Raw genomic sequence first — 18,382 nt, 5'->3', positions numbered from 1 at the left:
GAATGGCCGTGATTACTCGACGGGGTGGCCGCGCTCGGTCCAGTCCGTGAGGCTGCCCTCGTAGAATGCGACGTCCGGGAAGCCTAGCCAGCGCAACACGACGAACGTGTGGCTGATGCGGCGCGCGGTGTTGCAGTACAGGACGACCCGTTTGTCGGGCGTAACGCCGCGCTCGGCGAGCAAATCCTCGATTTCTCCGCGGGGCTTCAGGCCGCGCGTCTCGTCGTCGACGACCTCCTTCCAGTCGAGATTCACCGCGTCCGGGATGTGACCCGCGGCGTACTCGTCCGGTTCGCGGGTGTCCACAACCACCGCGTCGGGGTCGTCGGTCGCCGCGAGCACGTCGTCGGCGTCCACGAACACGCGCTCGTGGGGCTCGCCGGGTTCGTAGTCGGTCGGCGTCACGTCGGGCGACTCGCTGCTGGTCTCATGGTCGCGCAGCCACGCGCTGTAGTCGCCGTCGAGCAGCCGCAGGTCGTCGTGGCCGTAGTACAGCGCGGTGACGAGGAAGCGCGCCGCGAACACGCCGTGCGTGTCGTCGTACGCGACGATGGTGTCCCCGCGCTCGATGCCCGCGTCGCCGAGCAGCTCCGCCCAGTGGTCGCGCTCGGGCATCATTCCTTCCGGCCCGCCTTCCACTCTGAATTCGTCGAACGGAATACTGACTGCCCCCGGAACGTGCCCGATGCCGTCGTACTCCCACGCGTCGCGGACGTCCACGACGGCGACATCGTCGAGGTGCTCGGCGAGCCAGTCCGCGGACGCGACCCATTCCTCGCTCATGGTCGAGGTGAGGGGTTCGCCCGCCTTAGCCTCCCGGCTGTCGCCGCCACTCCGAGATAGCGGATTTTGTTGCCTGTAAATTGGCTAACACCCGGCGAGCCCATCGGGAACCCGCTCCTATCCCGGCGAACCTCGCCGGTAAACTCGATGCCCGGGGGAACCTGCCGGCGTAGCCGATAGTTATGAGGGCGGGCGTTGTACGGGCGTGTATGGCAGAATACGCCAAAGACGTACTCGTCACCGCGGACTGGGTCGAGGACCACCTCGACCAGTTCCAGAGTGACGACCCCGAGTATCGACTCGTCGAAGTAGACGTCGACACCGAAGCGTACGACGACGAACACGCCCCCGGTGCCATCGGTTTCAACTGGGAGACTCAGCTCCAGGACCAGACCCAGCGCGACATCCTCGAGAAGGCGGACTTCGCGGACCTCCTCGGTAGCCACGGCATCAGCGAGGACTCCACGGTCGTCCTCTACGGCGACAACTCCAACTGGTTCGCCGCCTACACCTACTGGCAGTTCAAGTACTACGGCCACGAGGACGTCAAGCTCCTCGACGGCGGCCGCGACTACTGGGTCGAGAACGACTACCCGACCACCGACGAGGAGCCGGAGTTCTCCGCAGTCGACTACGACGCCCGCGGCCCCTTCGACGGCATCCGCGCGTACCGCGACGACGTCGAGACCGCCATCGACCGCGGCATCCCGCTCGTCGACGTTCGCTCCCCCGAGGAGTTCAGCGGCGAGGTCCTCGCACCGCCGGGACTCAACGAGACCGCCCAGCGCGGCGGCCACGTCCCCGGCGCGGAGAACATCTCGTGGGCCGCGACGGTCAACGACGACGGCACGTTCAAGTCTGAGGACGAGCTTGCGGAGCTCTACGAGTCCGAGGGCGTCACGAACGACCAGGAAGTCGTCGCCTACTGCCGCATCGGCGAGCGCTCCTCCATCGCGTGGTTCGCGCTCTCCGAACTGCTCGGCTACGACGACGTCACCAACTACGACGGCTCGTGGACCGAGTGGGGCAACCTCGTCGACGCCCCCATCGAGACTGGCGGGGCCGAGTGAGGTCACGAGCGAAGTCCCGAAGTGAAGCGGGGAGCGCGTGCCCGAGCGACGCGAGGGCACGGTCCACGTGAGCGGTGGCAACCGCGAACGCAAAGCGACCCGCGGAACCGACGGCGAGTAACTCGACACCACACACTCGTTTTTTCGCGCGCTACGACCCGGTAGCGTCGGCTGTCGCGTTCCCGGTCGTGCGTTCGCCGCGACGACAGCATACAAGCCCCAGTAGCCACTACGTCGCGCCATGACACCGAGCGAATTCCTCGACGCGGTCCGCGACGACAACGAGACCGCGCTCTCGCGACTCGGCTCCTCGAAGTCGCTGTACGCCGCCACCGGCGGCGAGATGGACGCCGGCCCGGTTCTCGAAGCCGCCGCCGACGCCGAACACGTCGCCGCGCAGACGTTCCACGCGTGGACCGCCGACGAAGCCGACGACGAGGCCACCGTCGTCTTCGAGACCACCGCCGCCGAGGAGGACGACCACGCCGATGCCGTCCTCGCCAAACTCGACGACTACCAGCCCGTCGAGGACGCCACCGGCATGCAGGCATATCTCCGCAACCTCGACGACACGGTCGAACGCGCCGGCGCCCTCCTCGGTCGCGTCCTCGCTACCGAGAAGTCCAAAGAACAGCTCACGGGCTTCTTCGTCGGCCAAGCCGACCCCCAGACCGCGAGCGTCTTCCGCGACCTCAAAGGCGACCTCGACGACCAGCGCGAGCGCGCGCTCGACCTCCTCGACGACGTCTGTGCGGACGACGAGGACTGGCAGACTGCCAAAGATGCCGCCGACACCGCCATCCAGGCCGCCTACGACGAGTACACCGAACAACTCGAATCCATGGGCGTGAACCCGAAGCCGGTCTGTTAACGCACTTTTTGCTGTGGGAGGGCGGCTTCGCCACCCTCCTCTGCTCACGGGCGCGGAGCGCCGTCTGTTCGCGGGCCGTCGGCCCGCTCACATGGTATGGGGAACCTCCGGTTCCGCACTATTCGCACGGCCAGCGAGACCTTCGGTCTCACTCGGCTGGCAAAAACTTGGGAAAAAGCACTCCTCACCCCCTTCGGGGGTTCGTCGGCCTCGCGGCTTCGCCGCGAGTGAACCGCTTCGCTCGGGTCCGTTGGACCGCTCACGGGTAACTGCGTTCCCCGTTCGCGCAGTCCGAGGCGCTCGTTCCTCGCGCCTCGCGCCGCTCGGCTCGCGGATGCCGGACAGCTATTCGGCCAATTAGGTTGAGCATTCGCGAACCGAGCGGGTCGAAGACCCCGGAAGGTCCGCGATTCGCTCCGCGAGCGACCAGTGGGAGCGAGCGGAGGCCGAGGAGCGACTAACAGGAGCGACGCTGGCTTTTTCCCCAAGTTTTTGCCGAGTGGGGTGCGCCGAAGGCGCACCCCCGCAGGGCAAAAAGTGGGACTATACCACGTGCTCGACGTCGTAGGAGCCGAGGCGGCGCACCCACCCCTTCTCGGCGATGCGTTCGATGTCGTCGAGGGCGGCCTGGGTGCGCTCTTCGTAGAAGCCGGCGTCGACGTCGATGTGGAAGAGGTAGTCGCCCAGGCGTTCGCCGGAGGGCCGGGATTCGACGCGGGAGAGGTTGATGTCGCGGTCGGCGAACGGTTCCAGTAGCTCCAGCAGGAGGCCCGGGTAGTTCGCGTTGGGGTAGACGACGAACGAGGACTTGCCGCCGGCGTCGGAGCGCTCGCTGGGGGGTGCGACGACGAAGAAGCGCGTGGCGTTGCTGGTCTTGTCCTGAATGTCCGAGGCGACGACTTGGAGGTCACCGTCGGAAGCGTTGTCGGGGTGCGCGATGCCGGCGACCGTGGGGTCCTCGCGCGCGATTTCGACGCTGCGCGCGGTGGAGGCGACGGGTTCGCGGTCGACGTCCGGGTAGTTCTCGTCGAGGTAGGTGCGGACTTGCGCGAGCGCCTGCGAGTGGCTGGCGACGGTGTCGAAGTGCTCGCTCTGTGCGATGAGCGCGTGCCGGACCGGGGTGACGATTTCGCGGACGACCGCGAGGTCGACCTCCGAGAGCGCGTCCAGCGTCTCCGTGACGGAGCCCTCGATGCTGTTTTCGATGGGGACGACGCCGCGGTCGGCGTCGCCGTTCGCGACCGCGTCGGCGATGGCGCGGACGGACTCCACGAAGGAGATGCCGTCGTCGGTGACGGCGCTCGCTGCGCGGTGGGAGTACGTGCCGGTCGGACCGAGCGTGACCGTTTCCATGCGCTCGTGTACGCGGCGGAGGTGGGAAAAGGGCGTCGGGGCGACAGAATTTGCGCCGGCTACCGATTCAGGGTGTGGATGGCGTGGCCGAGCGCGTGCTCGGCGGCCTCCATCGTCGATTCCGCGAGCGTCGGGTGGGTGTGAATCGTCGAGGCGACGTCTTCGAGCGTGGCACCCATCTCGATGGCGAGGCCGAGTTCCGCAATCAGTTCGCTGGCCTCGGGACCGACGATTTGCGCGCCGAGCAGGAAGCCCGACTCCTCGTCGGCGACGACGCGGACGAACCCCTCGCTGTCGCCCGTGGTGAGCGCGCGGCCGCTTGCGCGGAACGGGAACGTCCCGACCGCGGGCTCGAAGCCCTCCGCGCTGGCCTCGTCCTCAGTGAGGCCGACGGTCGCGATCTCGGGGTCCGTGAACACCGCCGCGGGGATGGCCTGATAGTCCAGCGCCGCGGGCTCGCCGGCCGCGACTTCAGCCGCGACCTGCCCCTCCTTGCTGGCCTTGTGCGCGAGCATCGGCCCCGGCGCGACGTCACCGATGGCGAAGACGTTCTCGACGGCCGTGCGCGCCTGGTCGTCGGTTTCGAGGCGGCCGTCGTCGTTCGGTTCGAGGTCGATTGCGTCCAGGTTCAGGGTGTCCGTCACGGGCTCGCGGCCGACCGCCACGAGCACGTTGTCAGTCTCGAATTCGGTCGTGTCGCCGTCGACGGCTTCGCCGTCTGCCTGAGGCGTCTTCGACGCCTCTCTGTTCTCGTCTTCGGCGGTGACGACGATGCCGTCGCCGGACTCCGTCCAGGAGTCGGCGGCGAGTCCGAACTCGAAGTCGATGCCGAGGCCCTCTGCGCGCTGCTTGACGGGCTGAGTGAGGTCGTCGGGGTAGCCCGCGAGCGCTTCGTCGAGCATCTCCACGACGGTGACGTCGACGCCGAGCTTCGCGAGCACGGTCGAAATCTCCATCCCGATGTAGCCCGCGCCCACCACGACGATGGAGTCCGGGAGTTCGTCCATCGCGAGCGCCTGCCGCGAATCGAGCACGGGGTCGGCGTCGAACTCGAAGCCCGGCACCTCGATGGGCTGCGAGCCCGTCGCGACGATGCAGTGCTCGTATTCGATGGTTTCCGAGCCCTGGCCCTCGCCCCCGTGGACGACACGGAGCTTGTCGTTGCCCGCGAACTCCGCGCGGCCCTGCATGAGGTTGACGCCGTTGGCCTTACAGAGCTTCTCGACGCCGCCGGTGAGCTGGTCGACGACGCCGTCCTTCCAGGCGACCATCTCCCCGAAGTCCACGTCCGGGTCGGCGTAGATACCCATCTCCTCGGCGTTGCTCGCGTCGTGGGCGACGTCCGTCGCCGTAATCAGGGCCTTCGAGGGGATGCAGCCGTAGTTCAGGCACGTCCCGCCGTAGGCGTCCATCTCCACGAGCGTCGCGTCGAGGCCGAGCTGTGCGGCGCGAATCGCCGCGACGTAGCCGCCCGGCCCGCCGCCGACGACCGCCACGTCCGTTCCAGTGGATACGTCTCCAACAACCATTATTCGAGTAGTAGTAGTTCGGGGTCAGTCAGTCGCTCCATCACGTGGTTCGTGAACCGCGCGGCCTCCGCGCCGTCGACGACGCGGTGGTCGATGGACAGCGACAGCGGCAGCGTCTGCGCCGCCCGCACCTCGCCGTCCTCGGCGACCGGCCGCTCGTCGATGCCGCCCAATCCGAGAATCGCGGTCTCGGGGTAGTTGATGATGGGCGTCGCGTACTCGCCGCCGACCGCGCCGAAGTTCGTGATGGTGAACGTCCCGCCCTGCATCTCCTCGCGGGAAATCGAGCGGTCCCGCGCCTTCGCTGCGAGTTCGTTCACCTCCGCAGCGATGTCGAGGATGGACTTCTGGTCGACGTGCTTCACGACCGGCACCATCAGCCCGTGGTCGGTCGCAACTGCGACGCCGATGTTGTAGTCCTGCTTGAGCGCGATTTCCTCCTCGTCCTCGCGGAGTTCGGAGTTCAGAATCGGGTACTCCTGCAGCCCCGAGACGACCGCCTTCATCACGAACGGCAGGTACGTGAGCTTCACGTCCTGCTCTGCCGCGCGCTCCGTGAGCTTCGTCCGCGTCTCCACGAGGTCGTCGATGACCGCCGTGTCGTGGTGCGTGACGTGGGGCGCGGTGTACTTCGACTCGGCCATCTGCTCGCCGATGCTGCGGCGGACGCCGCGGTACGGCTGCGTCGTCTCGCCGCCCTCGACGAATTCGCGTTCGCGCTCAGGTGCGGCCGCCGCCGTCTCGCCCTGCGCGGCGGTGCCGCCCTCGGCGTACTCCTGAACTGCCTCGGCAGTGACAAACGCCTCGCCGTCGCGCTCCTCCACGGCCGGCACGTCGTGGATGTTCACGCCGAGTTCCTTCGCCAGCCCGCGGGTCGCGGGCGCAGCGAGCGTCGTCTCGCGGCCCGCCGGTTCGGTCGCCGACTCCACCGCGGGTGTCTCGGCTTCCGTGTGCTCGGCGGCCTGCTCGCCGACTGGCTCCACGGCCGAACGCACCTCGTCCGGTGGCTCTTCCTGTGGCTCGGTTGCGTGGCCTTCCGCTGCGGCGCGCACGTCGCCCTCGGTCACGCGTCCCGACGGCCCCGTTCCCTCCACGGAATCGAGGTCGACGTCGAGTTCGCGCGCGAGCCGACGCACGCTCGGCGGCGCGAACGTCCGCGTCGATGCCTGCTCCGTGGCGGATTTCGACGCGGATTCGGTCGCCGCTTCGGTGGCTTCCTCGCTTGCCGATTCCGCCGCCGCTTCGGCGGCCTCGCTCTCCGATTCGGCCGCCTCGCCCTCCACGTCGAAGGTGACGATGACGTCGCCGACCGGCACCACGTCGCCCGCGTCGTAGTGCAGGGTTCGGACCGTCCCGTTCACCGGGGCGGGGACCTCGACGACCGCCTTGTCGGTCTCCACCTCGGCGACCGGCTGGTCCTCGGTGACGGTGTCGCCCTCCGAGACCAGCCAACTGACGATTTCGCCCTCCGCTACGCCCTCGCCGACGTCGGGTAGTTTGAACTCTCGTGCCATCTCAGAACTCCACGGTCTCCCGGATGCCCGACTCGATGCGCTCGGGTTCGGGCAGGTGGTAGTCTTCCAGCGCGGCCAGCGGGAACGGCACGTCGAACCCCGTGACGCGCTTAATCGGTGCCTCCTGGTGGAGCAGCGCCTCCTCCTGGAGCGTCGCGGTGAGTTCCGCGCCGACGCCCGCCGTCTTCGGTGCCTCGTGGACGATGGCCGCTCGGCCCGTCTTCTCGAAGGACGCCACGACGGTCTCCTCGTCGAGCGGGCTCAGCGTCCGGAGGTCCACGACCTCCACGTCCACGTCGTCGGCCATGTTCTCCGCGGCTTCCAGCGTCGGCCGGGTCATCGCGCCCCACGTGAACACGGAGACGTCGCTGCCCTCGCGGCGGACCGCGGCCTCTCCGAGTTCGACCTCGTAGGGGCCGTCCGGCACTTCCTCGCGGAACGCGCGGTAGATTTTCTTCGGCTCGAGGAAGATGACCGGGTCCGGGTCACGTATCGCCGCGATGAGCATCCCCTTCGCGTCGTGGGGCGTGCTCGGAATCGCGACCTTCAGCCCGGCCTCGTGGACGTAGAACGCTTCCTTCGACTCGGAGTGGTGCTCGGGCGCGCGGATGCCGCCACCGAACGGCGCGCGCAACACCATCGGACACGTGAACCGGCCGCGGGAGCGCGTCCGCAGCCGCGCCATGTGGCTCACGATTTGGTCGAAACCCGGGTACATGAATCCCGAGAACTGGATTTCGGGCACCGGCTTCAGGCCGTACGCGGCCATCCCGATGGCGGAGCCGATGATGCCGGACTCCGCCAGCGGCGTGTCGATGACGCGCTCCTCGCCGAACTCGTCGTAGAGCCCCTCGGTCGCGCGGAACACGCCGCCGTTCTTCCCGACGTCCTCGCCCATCACGAGCACGTCGTCGTCCTCGGCCATCTCGTCGCGGAGGCCGTCCCGTACCGCCTGCACTAGCGTCAAGTTCTCTCCCATGTTAGTCCTCCAGTAGCGCTTCGTCGCCGTGTTCGGCGCGGATGGACTGGAACCACTCCAGTTGTTTCTCGAGCCGGCCCGGCATCTCCGCGTAGACGTTCTGGAACATCTCCACGGGGTCGGGCCGCGGCGTCTCCTCGGCGGCCGCGATGGCGTCCGCCACGCGGTCCTCGACGTCCGCCTCGATGTCCGTAATCGTCTCGTCGTCCAGCCGGTCGGTCCGCTGCAGATACTTCTCCAGGCGCGGAATCGGGTCCTTCGCCTTCCACTCCTCGACCTCCTCCTCCTCGCGGTAGACGGAGGGGTCGTCGGCGGTCGTGTGCGCGCCGAACCGGTACTGGACTGCCTCGATCATCGTCGGCCGCAGTTCGCCCTCGGCGGGCTCCTTGGCCTTCTCGACGGCCGCCTTCGTCACCGCGTACACCGCTAGCGGGTCCATCCCATCGACCTGCACGCCCTCGAAGCCGTACGCCTCGGCCTTCTGCGCGAGCGTCTTCGACGCCGTCTGCCGCTCGCGGGGCACGCTGATCGCCCACTGGTTGTTGTTACAGAAGAACACGTTCGGCGTGTCGAAGACGCCCGCGAAGTTCAGCCCCTCGTGGAAGTCGCCCTCGCTGGTCGCGCCGTCCCCGAAGTAACAGAGGAACGCCTTGTCCTGCTCGTCCTTGAGCTTCGACGCCCACGCCAGCCCGGTCGCGTGCGGAATCTGGGACGCGATGGGCACCGCGACGGTGAACAGGTTCACGTCCTCGGGGACGCGCGCGCCGTTCTCGTCGCCCATCCAGAGCCGCAACGTCTGCTTCAGCGGGAGGCCCTGCACGAGCGAGGCGGCGTGCTCGCGGTAACTCGGCACCATCCAGTCGTCGTCGCCGAGCGCCATCGCGGAGCCGACTTGCGCGCCCTCCTGGCCGGACAGCGGCGGGTACGTGCCGATGCGACCCTGCCGCTGGAGGCTCACCGCCCGCTCGTCGAAGCGCCGAGCGAGCTTCATCGTCCGGTACATCTCGACGAGCTCGTCGCCGTCGAGGTCCGGGACCTCGGCGCCGTCGACGACCTCACCGTCCTCGTTGAGCACCCGTACCATGTCGTCGGGTTCTCGGTGCACGGTCGCAGTCACGGGTACCCCCGTCCTGACATGTGTGGAGAATCACCCCCTGCGACCATATGATTTTCGTAACGGTCTTTCTAGCGGGTCATCGACGCGGCGTTTTCCACAACTCACGTTCACTACTAGCCAACGTAGCTTCCTGAACGTTCGATACTAGGCTCGTAAATTGGGCGTACAGACACCACACTCGAAGTATTGCCGGAGTTCGGCGTCGTTCAGAAACCCGGTCACGTGGTGGTTCGCTCACGGCTCACTCCGTTCGCCGTTCGCCGTTCCGTGCTCTCCCTGCGGTCGAGCACGCGCTCCCCGCTCGCTCAGTCGGAGGCCGCCCTTCGGGCGTCCTCCCTGCTCGCGGCTGACGCCGCTCGCTCAGTCCGAGGCGCTCCGTTGTCGCGCCTCGCTGCGCGCCTCCTCGATGCTCTTCCCCTCCCGCAGCACGGCGTCGACGAACAACTCCCCGGCTTTGTACGACGACCGCACCATCGGGCCGGAGGCGCAGTAGAGGAAGTCGAACTCCGTCTCGGCGACGCGGCGCCACGTCTCGAACTTCTGGGGGTGGACGTAGTCCGCGACGTCGAGGTGCGAGCGCGACGGCTGGAGGTACTGGCCGAGCGTCACCACGTCCACGCCGACCTCGCGGAGGTCACCGAGCGTCTGGTAGACTTCGTGGTCGTACTCGCCGACGCCGAGCATCAGGCTCGTCTTGGTGTAGATGTCGGACTCGCGGTTCACCTGGTCGAGCACCGCGAGGGACTGCTCGTAGCCCGCGCGGCGGTCCCGCACCGGGAACTGGCGGCGCTCGACGGTCTCGACGTTGTGCGCGATGACGTCTGGACCGGCGTCGATGATCTTCCGGACGAGGCGCTCCTCCCCCTGAAAGTCCGGAATCAGCACCTCCACCAGAATCGAGGGGTCGCGCTCTTTGATTTCCCGAATCGTCTGCGCGAAGTGGCCCGCGCCCTGGTCGTCGAGGTCGTCGCGGTCGACGGAGGTGAGGACGACGTAGTCCAGCCCGATTTTCGCGACGGACTCCGCGACGTTGGCGGGCTCGTCGCGGTCCAGCGGCTCCATCCCGCCGGTCTCGACGTCGCAGAAGTTGCAGCCCCGCGAGCACCGGTCGCCCATCAGCATGAACGTCGCGGTGCCCGGGCCGTTGCGACCCGACCAACACTCCCCCATGTTGGGGCAGGACGCCTCCTCGCAGACCGTGTGGAGGTCGTGCTCCCGGAGCGTCTCCTTGATATCCGTGAATCGTTCTCCGGACGGCGGCCGCATCTTCAGCCAGTCCGGCTTCCGCCGACTGCTCATGACCGTCCCTTCGCGTGGCACCGCAAAAACAGTGGGGTTCGTAGCGCCGGCAACGTGCCCCGAAAGCGGACCCCACATGTTAAAGAGGAGGCGCTCGGACGTTCAAACTACCCGCAAGAAGCAAAATGTTTGACGTGTCTCGCGAGGATATAACCGACGGCCCGCTCTCCCGGGCGCTGTTCTACGTCGCCGCCCCCCTGGTCGTCCAGCAGTACGTCGTCGTCCTCCAGCAGGTCGTCGACGCGTTCTGGCTCGGCCGCGTCAGTGAGGAAGCGGTCGCCGCCGTCGGCCTCGTCGCGCCGGTGCTCGCGCTTCTCACGCTCGGCAACCACGTCGCGCTGACTGGCGGGCAGGTGCTCGTCGCCCAGCACGCCGGCGCGGAGAAGGACGGGGCCGCACGCCGCGCCGCCGTCCACGCCATCCTCGTCGCGCTCGCATTCAACCTCGCGGCGCTCGCGTTCGCCGCCATCTTCGCTACCGACGTGCTCGCGTTGTTCGACCCCGGCGAAGTCGTCGTCGAACTCGGCGCGCTCTACCTCGTCGTCATCCTCGGAGGCATGGTGTTCGGCGGAATGAGTGACGCCATCGAGGGCGCGTTCGTCGGCTGGGGGGACTCCCGCGCGGCGCTCGTTGTCAACGTCGTCGCCGTCGCCGTCAACGTCGTTCTCGACCCGTTTCTCGTCGTCGGCTGGGGCATCGCCGGCTTCGCCGGCTACGGCATCCTCGGTGCCGCGCTCGGCACCGCCGCCGGCTACGTCGTCGGGTTCGCCGTCGCCGTCGCGCTCGCCACCACCGAGTTCACCGACTTCGCGTACACGCGCGAGGCGATGCGGCTCCGCCTCGACTCGCTGCGCGACGTCCTCGAAATCGGCGTGCCGAAGGCCGGCCAGGAGGGCGGCCGCCAGACCGCGCGCCTCCTCATGGTCGCCATCGTCTCCGGCGTCGGCGGGAGCGCGGGACTGGCGGCGTACACCGTCGGGATGCGCATCTCGACGCTCGCGTTCGTCCCCGCTATCGCCGTCGGGAGCGCGGTCGCCAGCGTCGTCGGCCAGAACCTCGGCGCGGAGCGCCCCGCTCGGGCGATCCGCGCGACGTGGCTCGCCGCGGGCGTCGCGACGGTCGGCCTCGCGCTCGTCGGCGTCGTCCAGTTCGCGATTCCCGATCTCATCGCGAGCGTGTTCGCGCCCAGCCTCGACGGCGACGCGCTCACGTACACGGTCGCGTACCTCCAGATTCTCGCGGTCGGCTACTGGGCGTTCGGCGTCATCTACCCCGTGCAGGGCGGATTCAACGGCGCCGGAAAGACTCAGGTGTCGATGGTCGCGACGATGCTCCAGTACTGGGTCGTCCGGCTGCCCATCGCGGTCGTCGGCGCGTACGTCGTCGTGCTCTCGGTCCCGGTGTACGCCGCGTTCTGGGCGATTACGCTGTCGAACGTCGTCGCCGCCGTCGGCGTCACCGCCTACTTCTACTACTCGACGGACCGCGGGCTGCTCGAACGCGTCGCGTCCTCGATGGCCGCGGACGCGACAGACTGAGTGCTCGTGGCGGGGAGCGCGTGGTTCTCGTTCACTTCGTTCGCATCGACGTGGTTCTCGGTCGTTCGCTTCGCTCACGGCTCCCGACGGTAGCCGTTCGCTGTTCCGTGGTTCTCGCTCACTTCGTTCGCTCCGAACCACGCGCTCACTCCCTCCGAACCACGCCACTAAGGAAACGCCTATCCGCCCACCCGCCTTCCCCAACTGGTGATGGAAGTCGCCGAGGTCGTCCCCCAATTCGCCGACGCCTTTCCCTTCGACGAGTTCAACGAGATGCAGCGCGAGGCGGTGCCAGCGCTCGTGAACTCCGAGGCCAACGTCGTCGCGTCCGCCCCGACGGGCAGCGGGAAGACCGCGCTCGCGGAACTGGCCATCTGCCAGACCCTCGACGCCGGCGGCACCGCGGTGTTCGTCGCGCCGCTGCGCGCGCTCACCAACGAGAAGGAGTCCGAGTGGGAGCGCTTCGAGGAGCTCGGCTACTCGGTGTACGTCGTCACCGGGGAGCGCGACCTCAACCCCCGCCGCGCGGAGCGCGCGGACGTGCTCGTGATGACGCCCGAGAAGGCCGACTCCGCCACCCGGAAACACGACTCGCCGCGCTACTCGTTCGTCACCGACGTCGACTGCGTGGTCATCGACGAGGTTCACCTGCTGGACTCCGAGAAGCGCGGCAGCGTGCTGGAAGTGGTGGTGTCGCGCTGGCGGCGGCTCTGCGACCCGCGCGTGGTCGCGCTCTCCGCCACGATGCCCAACATCGACGACGTGGCGGCGTGGCTCGACGCGGAACCCGAGACGACCTTCGAATTCGGCGACGACTACCGGCCCGTGGACCTTCACGCGGGCGTGCGGACGTACACGCACGGAGACAACCCGTTCGCGGACAAGTATCGCCGGCTGTTCACGACGCTGGACCTCGTCGAACCCCACCTCCGCGAGGACGGGCAGGCGCTCGTGTTCGTCTCCAGCCGGCAGGACACCGTGCAAGCCGCGAAGAAGACCAGAGACGAAATCGGCGAACGCGACATTCCCGTGGGTTCGCGGGGCGACTACGAGTTCCACACGGCGGCCGAGGAACTGGACAACGCGACGCTCCGCAAGTCCGTGCTGGACGGCGTCGCGTTCCACCACGCCGGGCTCTCGACGCACGACAAGAACCTCGTCGAGGAGTGGTTCCGGGAGGGCAAGATTCGGATTTTGTTCTCGACGTCGACGCTCGCGTGGGGCGTCAACCTCCCCGCGCGTTGCGTCGTCATCCGGGACACGAAACTCCACAACCCCCTCGAAGGCGAGGTCGACATGAGCCCGCTTGACGTTCTCCAGATGCTCGGGCGCGCGGGCCGCCCCGGCTACGACGACGTCGGCTACGGCTGGGTGGTCTGCGACGAGTCGGACGCCGACATGTACCGCGACCTCCTCCGCGAGGGCAAGGAGATCGAGTCCCGGCTCGCAGGAATCTCCGACTCACAGTCGGAGGCTCGCCGGACGCAGTCCGGCGGTGACCTCGCCGAGCACCTGAACGCCGAAATCGCGATGGGCACGATTCGCGGGCTCGGGGACGTGATGGACTGGCTGGAGACGACGTTCTACTACCAGCGCGCCCAGTCCGAACCCGACGCGTACGACTTCCCGGGGCTTCGGGACCGCGTCCGGGACACCCTCGACGACCTCGTCGAGGAGGGGTTCGTGGAGACCGACGACGACCTCGGGCTCTCTGCGACCCGGCTGGGCGTGCTCGCGTCGACGTACTACCTCCGTCTCGACACTGCCGGTGAGTTCCGCGACGTGGCGGACGGCGACGGGGACGCCGACAGCGTGCTCCGCGCGGTCGCGAACGCCGGCGAGTTCGACAGCGTGAGCGCGCGCAAGTCCGAGCGCGACGCCGTCGATAGAATCGTCGGCGGCGAAGCCGACGACCTCGACTCCGGCCCGCGGAAGGTGCTCGCGATTCTGCGCGGGAGCATGGACGGCTCCGTCCCGCCGGAACTGCGCTCGGACGCGTGGGTCATCAAGCAGAACGCGCTCCGCTTGCTCGCCGCGCTGGGCGCGTTCTTCGAGCGCTACGACGACCCCGCGGGCGCGAACGTCGCGGCGCGCCTCGAAGCCCGCATCGACACCGGCGTCCCCGACGACGCAGTCGGCCTCACCGCGCTCGACGGCGTCGCCGCCGGCCGCGCGCACAAACTCGCCGACGAGGGCATCGAGACGCCCGCAGACGTCCGCGAGGCTGGCAAGGATGGCCTGGAAGAAGCCGGGCTCGGCCCGGGCGTCGCCGAGAGCGTCTCCGAGCAGGCCGCCGACATGCCCGACGTCACCGTCGACTGGAGCGACCTCCCCGACAGCATCGCGGTCGGCGACAACCAGATGTGTGAGGTCGTCGTCCGCAACAGCGCGGGCGGCGCGGCCGCCGGCGTCGCGGTCACCGTCAACGGTCGGCGAACCGATGGTTCGCCGAGCACATCAGAAACGCGGAGCGTTTCTGAGGACGGCGTCGAGATGACCGAAACCACGGGCTACCTCGACGACGAGCTTTCGGTTCCCGTGGGCGTGTTCGGCGCGGACGCCGACGTTCTCGAATTCGAGATCACCGTCTCCTTCTCGGACCTCCCGCTGCTCCCCGTCACCGAGACGCGGACAGTCCGCGTGGAGTAGCCGATTCTCGCCTCACCTCGTCGACCGACTTGCTTCTGCGGATGACCAGCCGGTAGGGAGGGGGAACTCGAACGGGGCCGACCGGTCGGCGCGCGTGACGACGTAAGCACGCGAGCATGGCGAGCGCGCGCAGCGAGTCAGGTGCGGCGAGCGGGAGGGGGCGTTCGGTCTGTCGGAACTCTCGAAGCGAATCTACCCACACTCAAACTTGAAATACCAAGATGGGACCAACCCGGGCCATGCAGGACGCGATTCGCGTGCTCGCCGGCGAGTGTGCCGTCCGCTACGAGAGCGATGGGCGAACCGAACGCGACCTCCGCGGGGACGTCGTCGTCATCGTGAAGCCCGACGACACCGTGCTCGTCCACGACGCGGACGGCTACCAGCCCGCGGCGTGGCTCACGCGCCCGGGCGTCGTCCGGTACACGCGGGACGCCCGCGGGTTCCGCATCGACGCGGCGGACGGCGACGAACGCCTCGTCGTGGAGAGCGCGACCGAGCACGGCGACGCCCACTATCCCGCGTCGCCCGCCGGACCGCCGGTCGGCACGTGCGAGTGCGACGGCACTCTCGTCCGGGACGGTGGGCGCGTCGTCTGCATCGACTGCCGGACGAGCTACGCGATTCCGCGGGACGCCGCCGTCGTCGACGAATCCTGCCCGGACTGCGGGCTCCCCCAGTTGCGGGTGGAACGCGGCGGCGAGGTGACCGCGTGTCTGGACCGCGACTGCACGCCCATCGCCGACGTCGTCGCCGAGCGCTTCGACGACGAGTGGTCGTGTCGCTGCGGCGCTGCGCTCGAAATCGAGGCCGACCGCGGCCTCCACGCGACCTGTCCGGAGTGCGACGCCAGCTTTCGGCTGCCTCGCGGCACCGTCGACGGGACCTGCGAGTGCGGGCTGCCGGTCTTCGAGACGCCGAGCGGCCGGCGGTGTCTCGACAGTGACTGCGAGCAGACGCCGAGTGCGGGAGGGCGCGACCGCAACAGTTGAACGTCGGGCGCGCGACGCTCCCGGTATGGACGGCGAGCTACACGGCGACGAGGTCCGGGTCGGTGGCGACGCCCGCCAGCGGTTCCACGACGCCCGCGGCTACGGCCACCCGCTCGACGGAAACGCGATCGCGCTGTCGCTCGTGGAGGCCGCCCACCTGCTGTTCCGCGGCGACCTCGACGCCGTCGACGGCGCGGGGTTCCGGGGGTTCTTCGCCGGTCGAGAAGCCGGATTCGCCGCGCGCTTCCTCGTTTACGCGGACCTCCGCGACCGCGGGTTCTACCTCGCGCCCGACCGCCAGCCGTGGTGGAACGACCCCGGCGACGGCGACTTCGTGGTGTTCCCGCGCGGGAACGGCCCTGGCGACGGCGTCGTGAAACACCGGATTCGCGTCGTCGACGAGCGCGCAACGATACCCGCCGGCGACCTGGGCGACGTCGTGCTCGCGGTCGTCGACGAGGAGAGCGAAATCACGCACCTCGACGTGGCCGCTACCGAGCCCGACGGCGACACCGACTTCACGCCGCCGACTGGCGTCCGCGGCACGCTGCTCGAAGACCGCGTGCTCGTCTGGGACGCGCCCAGCGAACTCCACGAACAGGGGTTCTACGGGCAGCCACTCGGCGGCCGCGCGGCCGAGTACGACGCGCTTCAACTCTCGCTGCTGGAAGCCGCGTACCTCGCCGCGCAGGGCGTCCTCGACCTCGGGGACGACGACGTCGAGGCGGTCGTCGAGCGCGGCCGGGCGGGCGAGGCCGACCGTTTCGACCGCCGGCTGCGCGTCTATCGGGCGCTACGCGACCGCGGGATGGTCCCCAAGACCGGGTTCAAGTTCGGCGCGGACTTCCGCGTGTACAGCGAGGTCGAATCCGTCGACGAACTCGGCCACTCCGAACTGCTCGTGCGCGTGCTCCCCGCGGGCTACGTGTTCGCGCCGCGGGACCTCTCGCTGGACGTGCGGCTCGCCCACGGGGTCCGGAAGCGAATGGTTTTTGCGCTCGACAATCCCAGTGCGGACACGATTCGCTGGCTCTCCGTGAGCAGGCTCACTCCCTAATTATGACCGATACAGACAACGAGACGGACGGCGAGGACGCGCCGGGCGCGGACAGCGTTGCCCTCGACCCGTGGGGCTCTTCGACGGTTTCGGACTACCGCAAACTCTTCGAGGAGTTCGGCATCGAGTCCTTCGACGACGTCATCGACGAGGTGCCCGACCCGCACTTCCTGATGCGCCGGGCCATCATCTTCGGGCACCGCGACTACCGCCGCGTCGCCGACGCGATGCGCAACGACGAGCCGTTCGCCGCGCTGTCGGGGTTCATGCCGACCGGCGACCCCCACATCGGCCACAAGATGGTGTTCGACGAAATCGTCTGGCACCAACAGCAGGGCGCGGACGCGTACGCGCTCATCGCGGACCTCGAAGCCCACGCCGCCCGCGGGCTCTCGTGGGACGAAATCGACGAGCACGCGAAGGACTACCTCCTCAGCCTGCTCGCGCTCGGCTTCGACGCCGACGACGGCACGCTCTACCGCCAGTCCGCGAACCGCGAACTCCAGGACCTGGCGTTCGAGCTCGGCGCGGAGGCGAACTTCTCGGAGTTCGAAGCCATCTACGGGTTCGACGGCGAGACCGACGTCTCCCACATGCAGAGCGTCGTCACCCAGATGGCGGACATCCTCTACCCGCAACTCGAAGAGTCCAAGCCCACCGTGATTCCGGTCGGTCCCGACCAGGACCCCCACATGCGGCTCGCGCGCGACCTCGCCGAGCGCACGCGCTACTTCAAGGTCACCGAAGCGTACGCCAGCGTCGCGTTCGACGACGACGAGCGCCCGCTCGTCGCCGCGGCCTACGACGCCCGCGAGCAGTACGCCGAGGACCACGGCTCCCCGCGGTGCGCGGAGGCCGCCGACTGGCTGCGCGAGGACGCCGACCTCACGGGCGCCTACGACGACGAAGTGGTCGAGTCGGTCGTCCAGAAACTCGAAAACGCTGGGATGGAGCCGCTGCGCCCCCGGCTTCGGTTCTTCGACCGGCAGGCGACCGACGAGGCCTTCGAGGCGCTCATCGACGAAGTCGCCGGCGAGAAGCGCGTCTTCGAGGGCCACGTCGACGCCTTCGAAATCGACCGCGAGACCGCCGAGGACCTCGCGCTCGCCGTCGAAGTCGACCACGGCGGCTACGGTTTCGTCCCGCCGTCCTCGATTTACCACCGCTTCATGACCGGGCTCACCGGCGGGAAGATGTCGTCCTCGATTCCCGCCAGCCACATCAGCCTCCTCGACGACCCCGGGGACGGCTACGACAAGGTCAAGGCCGCGACCACGGGCGGCCGTGATACCGCCGAGAAGCAGCGCGAACTCGGCGGCGAACCCGACAAGTGCCCCGTCTACGAGCTGTACGCCTACCTCCTCGCCGGCGACGACGACGAGTTCGCCGAGCGCGTCTACGAGGAGTGTGCGGGCGGTGAACGGCTCTGTGGCGGCTGCAAGGAGGAAGCAGCCGAACTCATGGAGGAGTTCCTCGAGGACCACCAGGAGAAACGCGAGGAAGCGAGGGAAGTGCTGGACGACCTCGACGTCGAACTGGATTCGGCGCGCGGTCGAACGACGTGAGACCGCGAAGCGATACGTACGCCGCGCGCCCGCTGACGGAATCCTTTTCACCGGCCGTGCCATGCT

General features: G+C 68.5%; 14 protein-coding genes. 7 read left to right on the top strand and 7 right to left on the bottom strand.

What is annotated here, in order from left to right:
• Positions 1–12: 12 nt before the first annotated feature.
• Positions 13–783, bottom strand: coding sequence for a sulfurtransferase (locus LT974_RS15285; protein WP_232588475.1), 771 nt, complete (start codon positions 781–783; stop codon positions 13–15).
• A gap of 209 nt (positions 784–992) precedes the next feature.
• Here LT974_RS15285 and LT974_RS15280 point away from each other — a divergent pair, with 209 nt between their 5' ends.
• Together LT974_RS15280 and LT974_RS15275 are read left to right on the top strand one after the other, a co-directional pair.
• Positions 993–1,853 (top strand): sulfurtransferase, encoded by an 861-nt coding sequence (locus LT974_RS15280; protein ID WP_232588474.1) that lies wholly within the window; start codon positions 993–995, stop codon positions 1,851–1,853.
• 241 nt (positions 1,854–2,094) lie between these two features.
• Entirely contained in the window at positions 2,095–2,724 is a 630-nt protein-coding gene (locus LT974_RS15275; RefSeq protein ID WP_232588473.1) for a rubrerythrin family protein, read from the top strand.
• Positions 2,725–3,267: 543 nt separating this feature from the next.
• Here the strand turns inward: LT974_RS15275 and pheA are convergent.
• From pheA to lipA, 6 genes are all read right to left on the bottom strand, one after another.
• Positions 3,268–4,077 carry a prephenate dehydratase gene (gene pheA, locus LT974_RS15270; protein ID WP_232588472.1) on the bottom strand — a complete coding sequence of 270 codons (810 nt, stop codon included), beginning with the start codon at positions 4,075–4,077 and terminating at the stop codon, positions 3,268–3,270.
• Positions 4,078–4,136: 59 nt separating this feature from the next.
• Positions 4,137–5,606, bottom strand: a complete 1,470-nt coding sequence (gene lpdA, locus LT974_RS15265) for a dihydrolipoyl dehydrogenase (protein WP_232588471.1) — start codon at positions 5,604–5,606, stop codon at positions 4,137–4,139.
• Positions 5,606–7,120 (bottom strand): dihydrolipoamide acetyltransferase family protein, encoded by a 1,515-nt coding sequence (locus LT974_RS15260; RefSeq protein WP_232588470.1) that lies wholly within the window; start codon positions 7,118–7,120, stop codon positions 5,606–5,608. Before LT974_RS15260 ends, lpdA begins: the two co-directional genes overlap by 1 nt.
• 1 nt (position 7,121) lies before the next feature.
• Positions 7,122–8,099: an alpha-ketoacid dehydrogenase subunit beta gene (locus LT974_RS15255; protein ID WP_232588469.1), complete on the bottom strand. Its 978-nt coding sequence runs from the start codon at positions 8,097–8,099 to the stop codon at positions 7,122–7,124.
• 1 nt (position 8,100) lies between these two features.
• The gene (gene pdhA, locus LT974_RS15250; RefSeq protein ID WP_232588468.1) at positions 8,101–9,183 is read right to left on the bottom strand and encodes a pyruvate dehydrogenase (acetyl-transferring) E1 component subunit alpha; all 1,083 of its coding nucleotides are present in this window, start codon (positions 9,181–9,183) and stop codon (positions 8,101–8,103) included.
• Between the two features lie 393 nt (positions 9,184–9,576).
• On the bottom strand, positions 9,577–10,515 hold the full coding sequence (gene lipA, locus LT974_RS15245; protein WP_232588467.1) for a lipoyl synthase: 939 nt from the start codon (positions 10,513–10,515) through the stop codon (positions 9,577–9,579).
• A gap of 125 nt (positions 10,516–10,640) precedes the next feature.
• On the opposite strand from lipA, the gene LT974_RS15240 reads away from it, so the two are divergent.
• The 5 genes from LT974_RS15240 (at position 10,641) to LT974_RS15220 (ending at position 18,316) form a co-directional block, all read left to right on the top strand.
• Positions 10,641–12,053: an MATE family efflux transporter gene (locus tag LT974_RS15240; RefSeq protein WP_232588466.1), complete on the top strand. Its 1,413-nt coding sequence runs from the start codon at positions 10,641–10,643 to the stop codon at positions 12,051–12,053.
• A 210-nt stretch (positions 12,054–12,263) separates the two neighbouring features.
• Positions 12,264–14,702, top strand: coding sequence for a DEAD/DEAH box helicase (locus LT974_RS15235; protein WP_232588465.1), 2,439 nt, complete (start codon positions 12,264–12,266; stop codon positions 14,700–14,702).
• A gap of 239 nt (positions 14,703–14,941) precedes the next feature.
• A complete protein-coding gene (locus tag LT974_RS15230; RefSeq protein WP_232588464.1) occupies positions 14,942–15,694 on the top strand; it encodes a PDDEXK family nuclease in 753 nt (250 codons plus the stop codon).
• A gap of 25 nt (positions 15,695–15,719) precedes the next feature.
• On the top strand, positions 15,720–16,751 hold the full coding sequence (endA, locus tag LT974_RS15225) for a tRNA-intron lyase (RefSeq protein WP_232588463.1): 1,032 nt from the start codon (positions 15,720–15,722) through the stop codon (positions 16,749–16,751).
• Positions 16,752–16,753: 2 nt separating this feature from the next.
• A complete protein-coding gene (locus LT974_RS15220; protein WP_232588462.1) occupies positions 16,754–18,316 on the top strand; it encodes a tryptophan--tRNA ligase in 1,563 nt (520 codons plus the stop codon).
• Positions 18,317–18,382: the final 66 nt, after the last annotated feature.

It is taken from the genome of Halobacterium noricense, assembly GCF_021233435.1.
Classification (GTDB): domain Archaea; phylum Halobacteriota; class Halobacteria; order Halobacteriales; family Halobacteriaceae; genus Halobacterium; species Halobacterium noricense.
The sequence above is the reverse complement of the archived record's forward strand: the minus strand, read 5'-3'. Positions and strand labels throughout refer to the sequence as shown.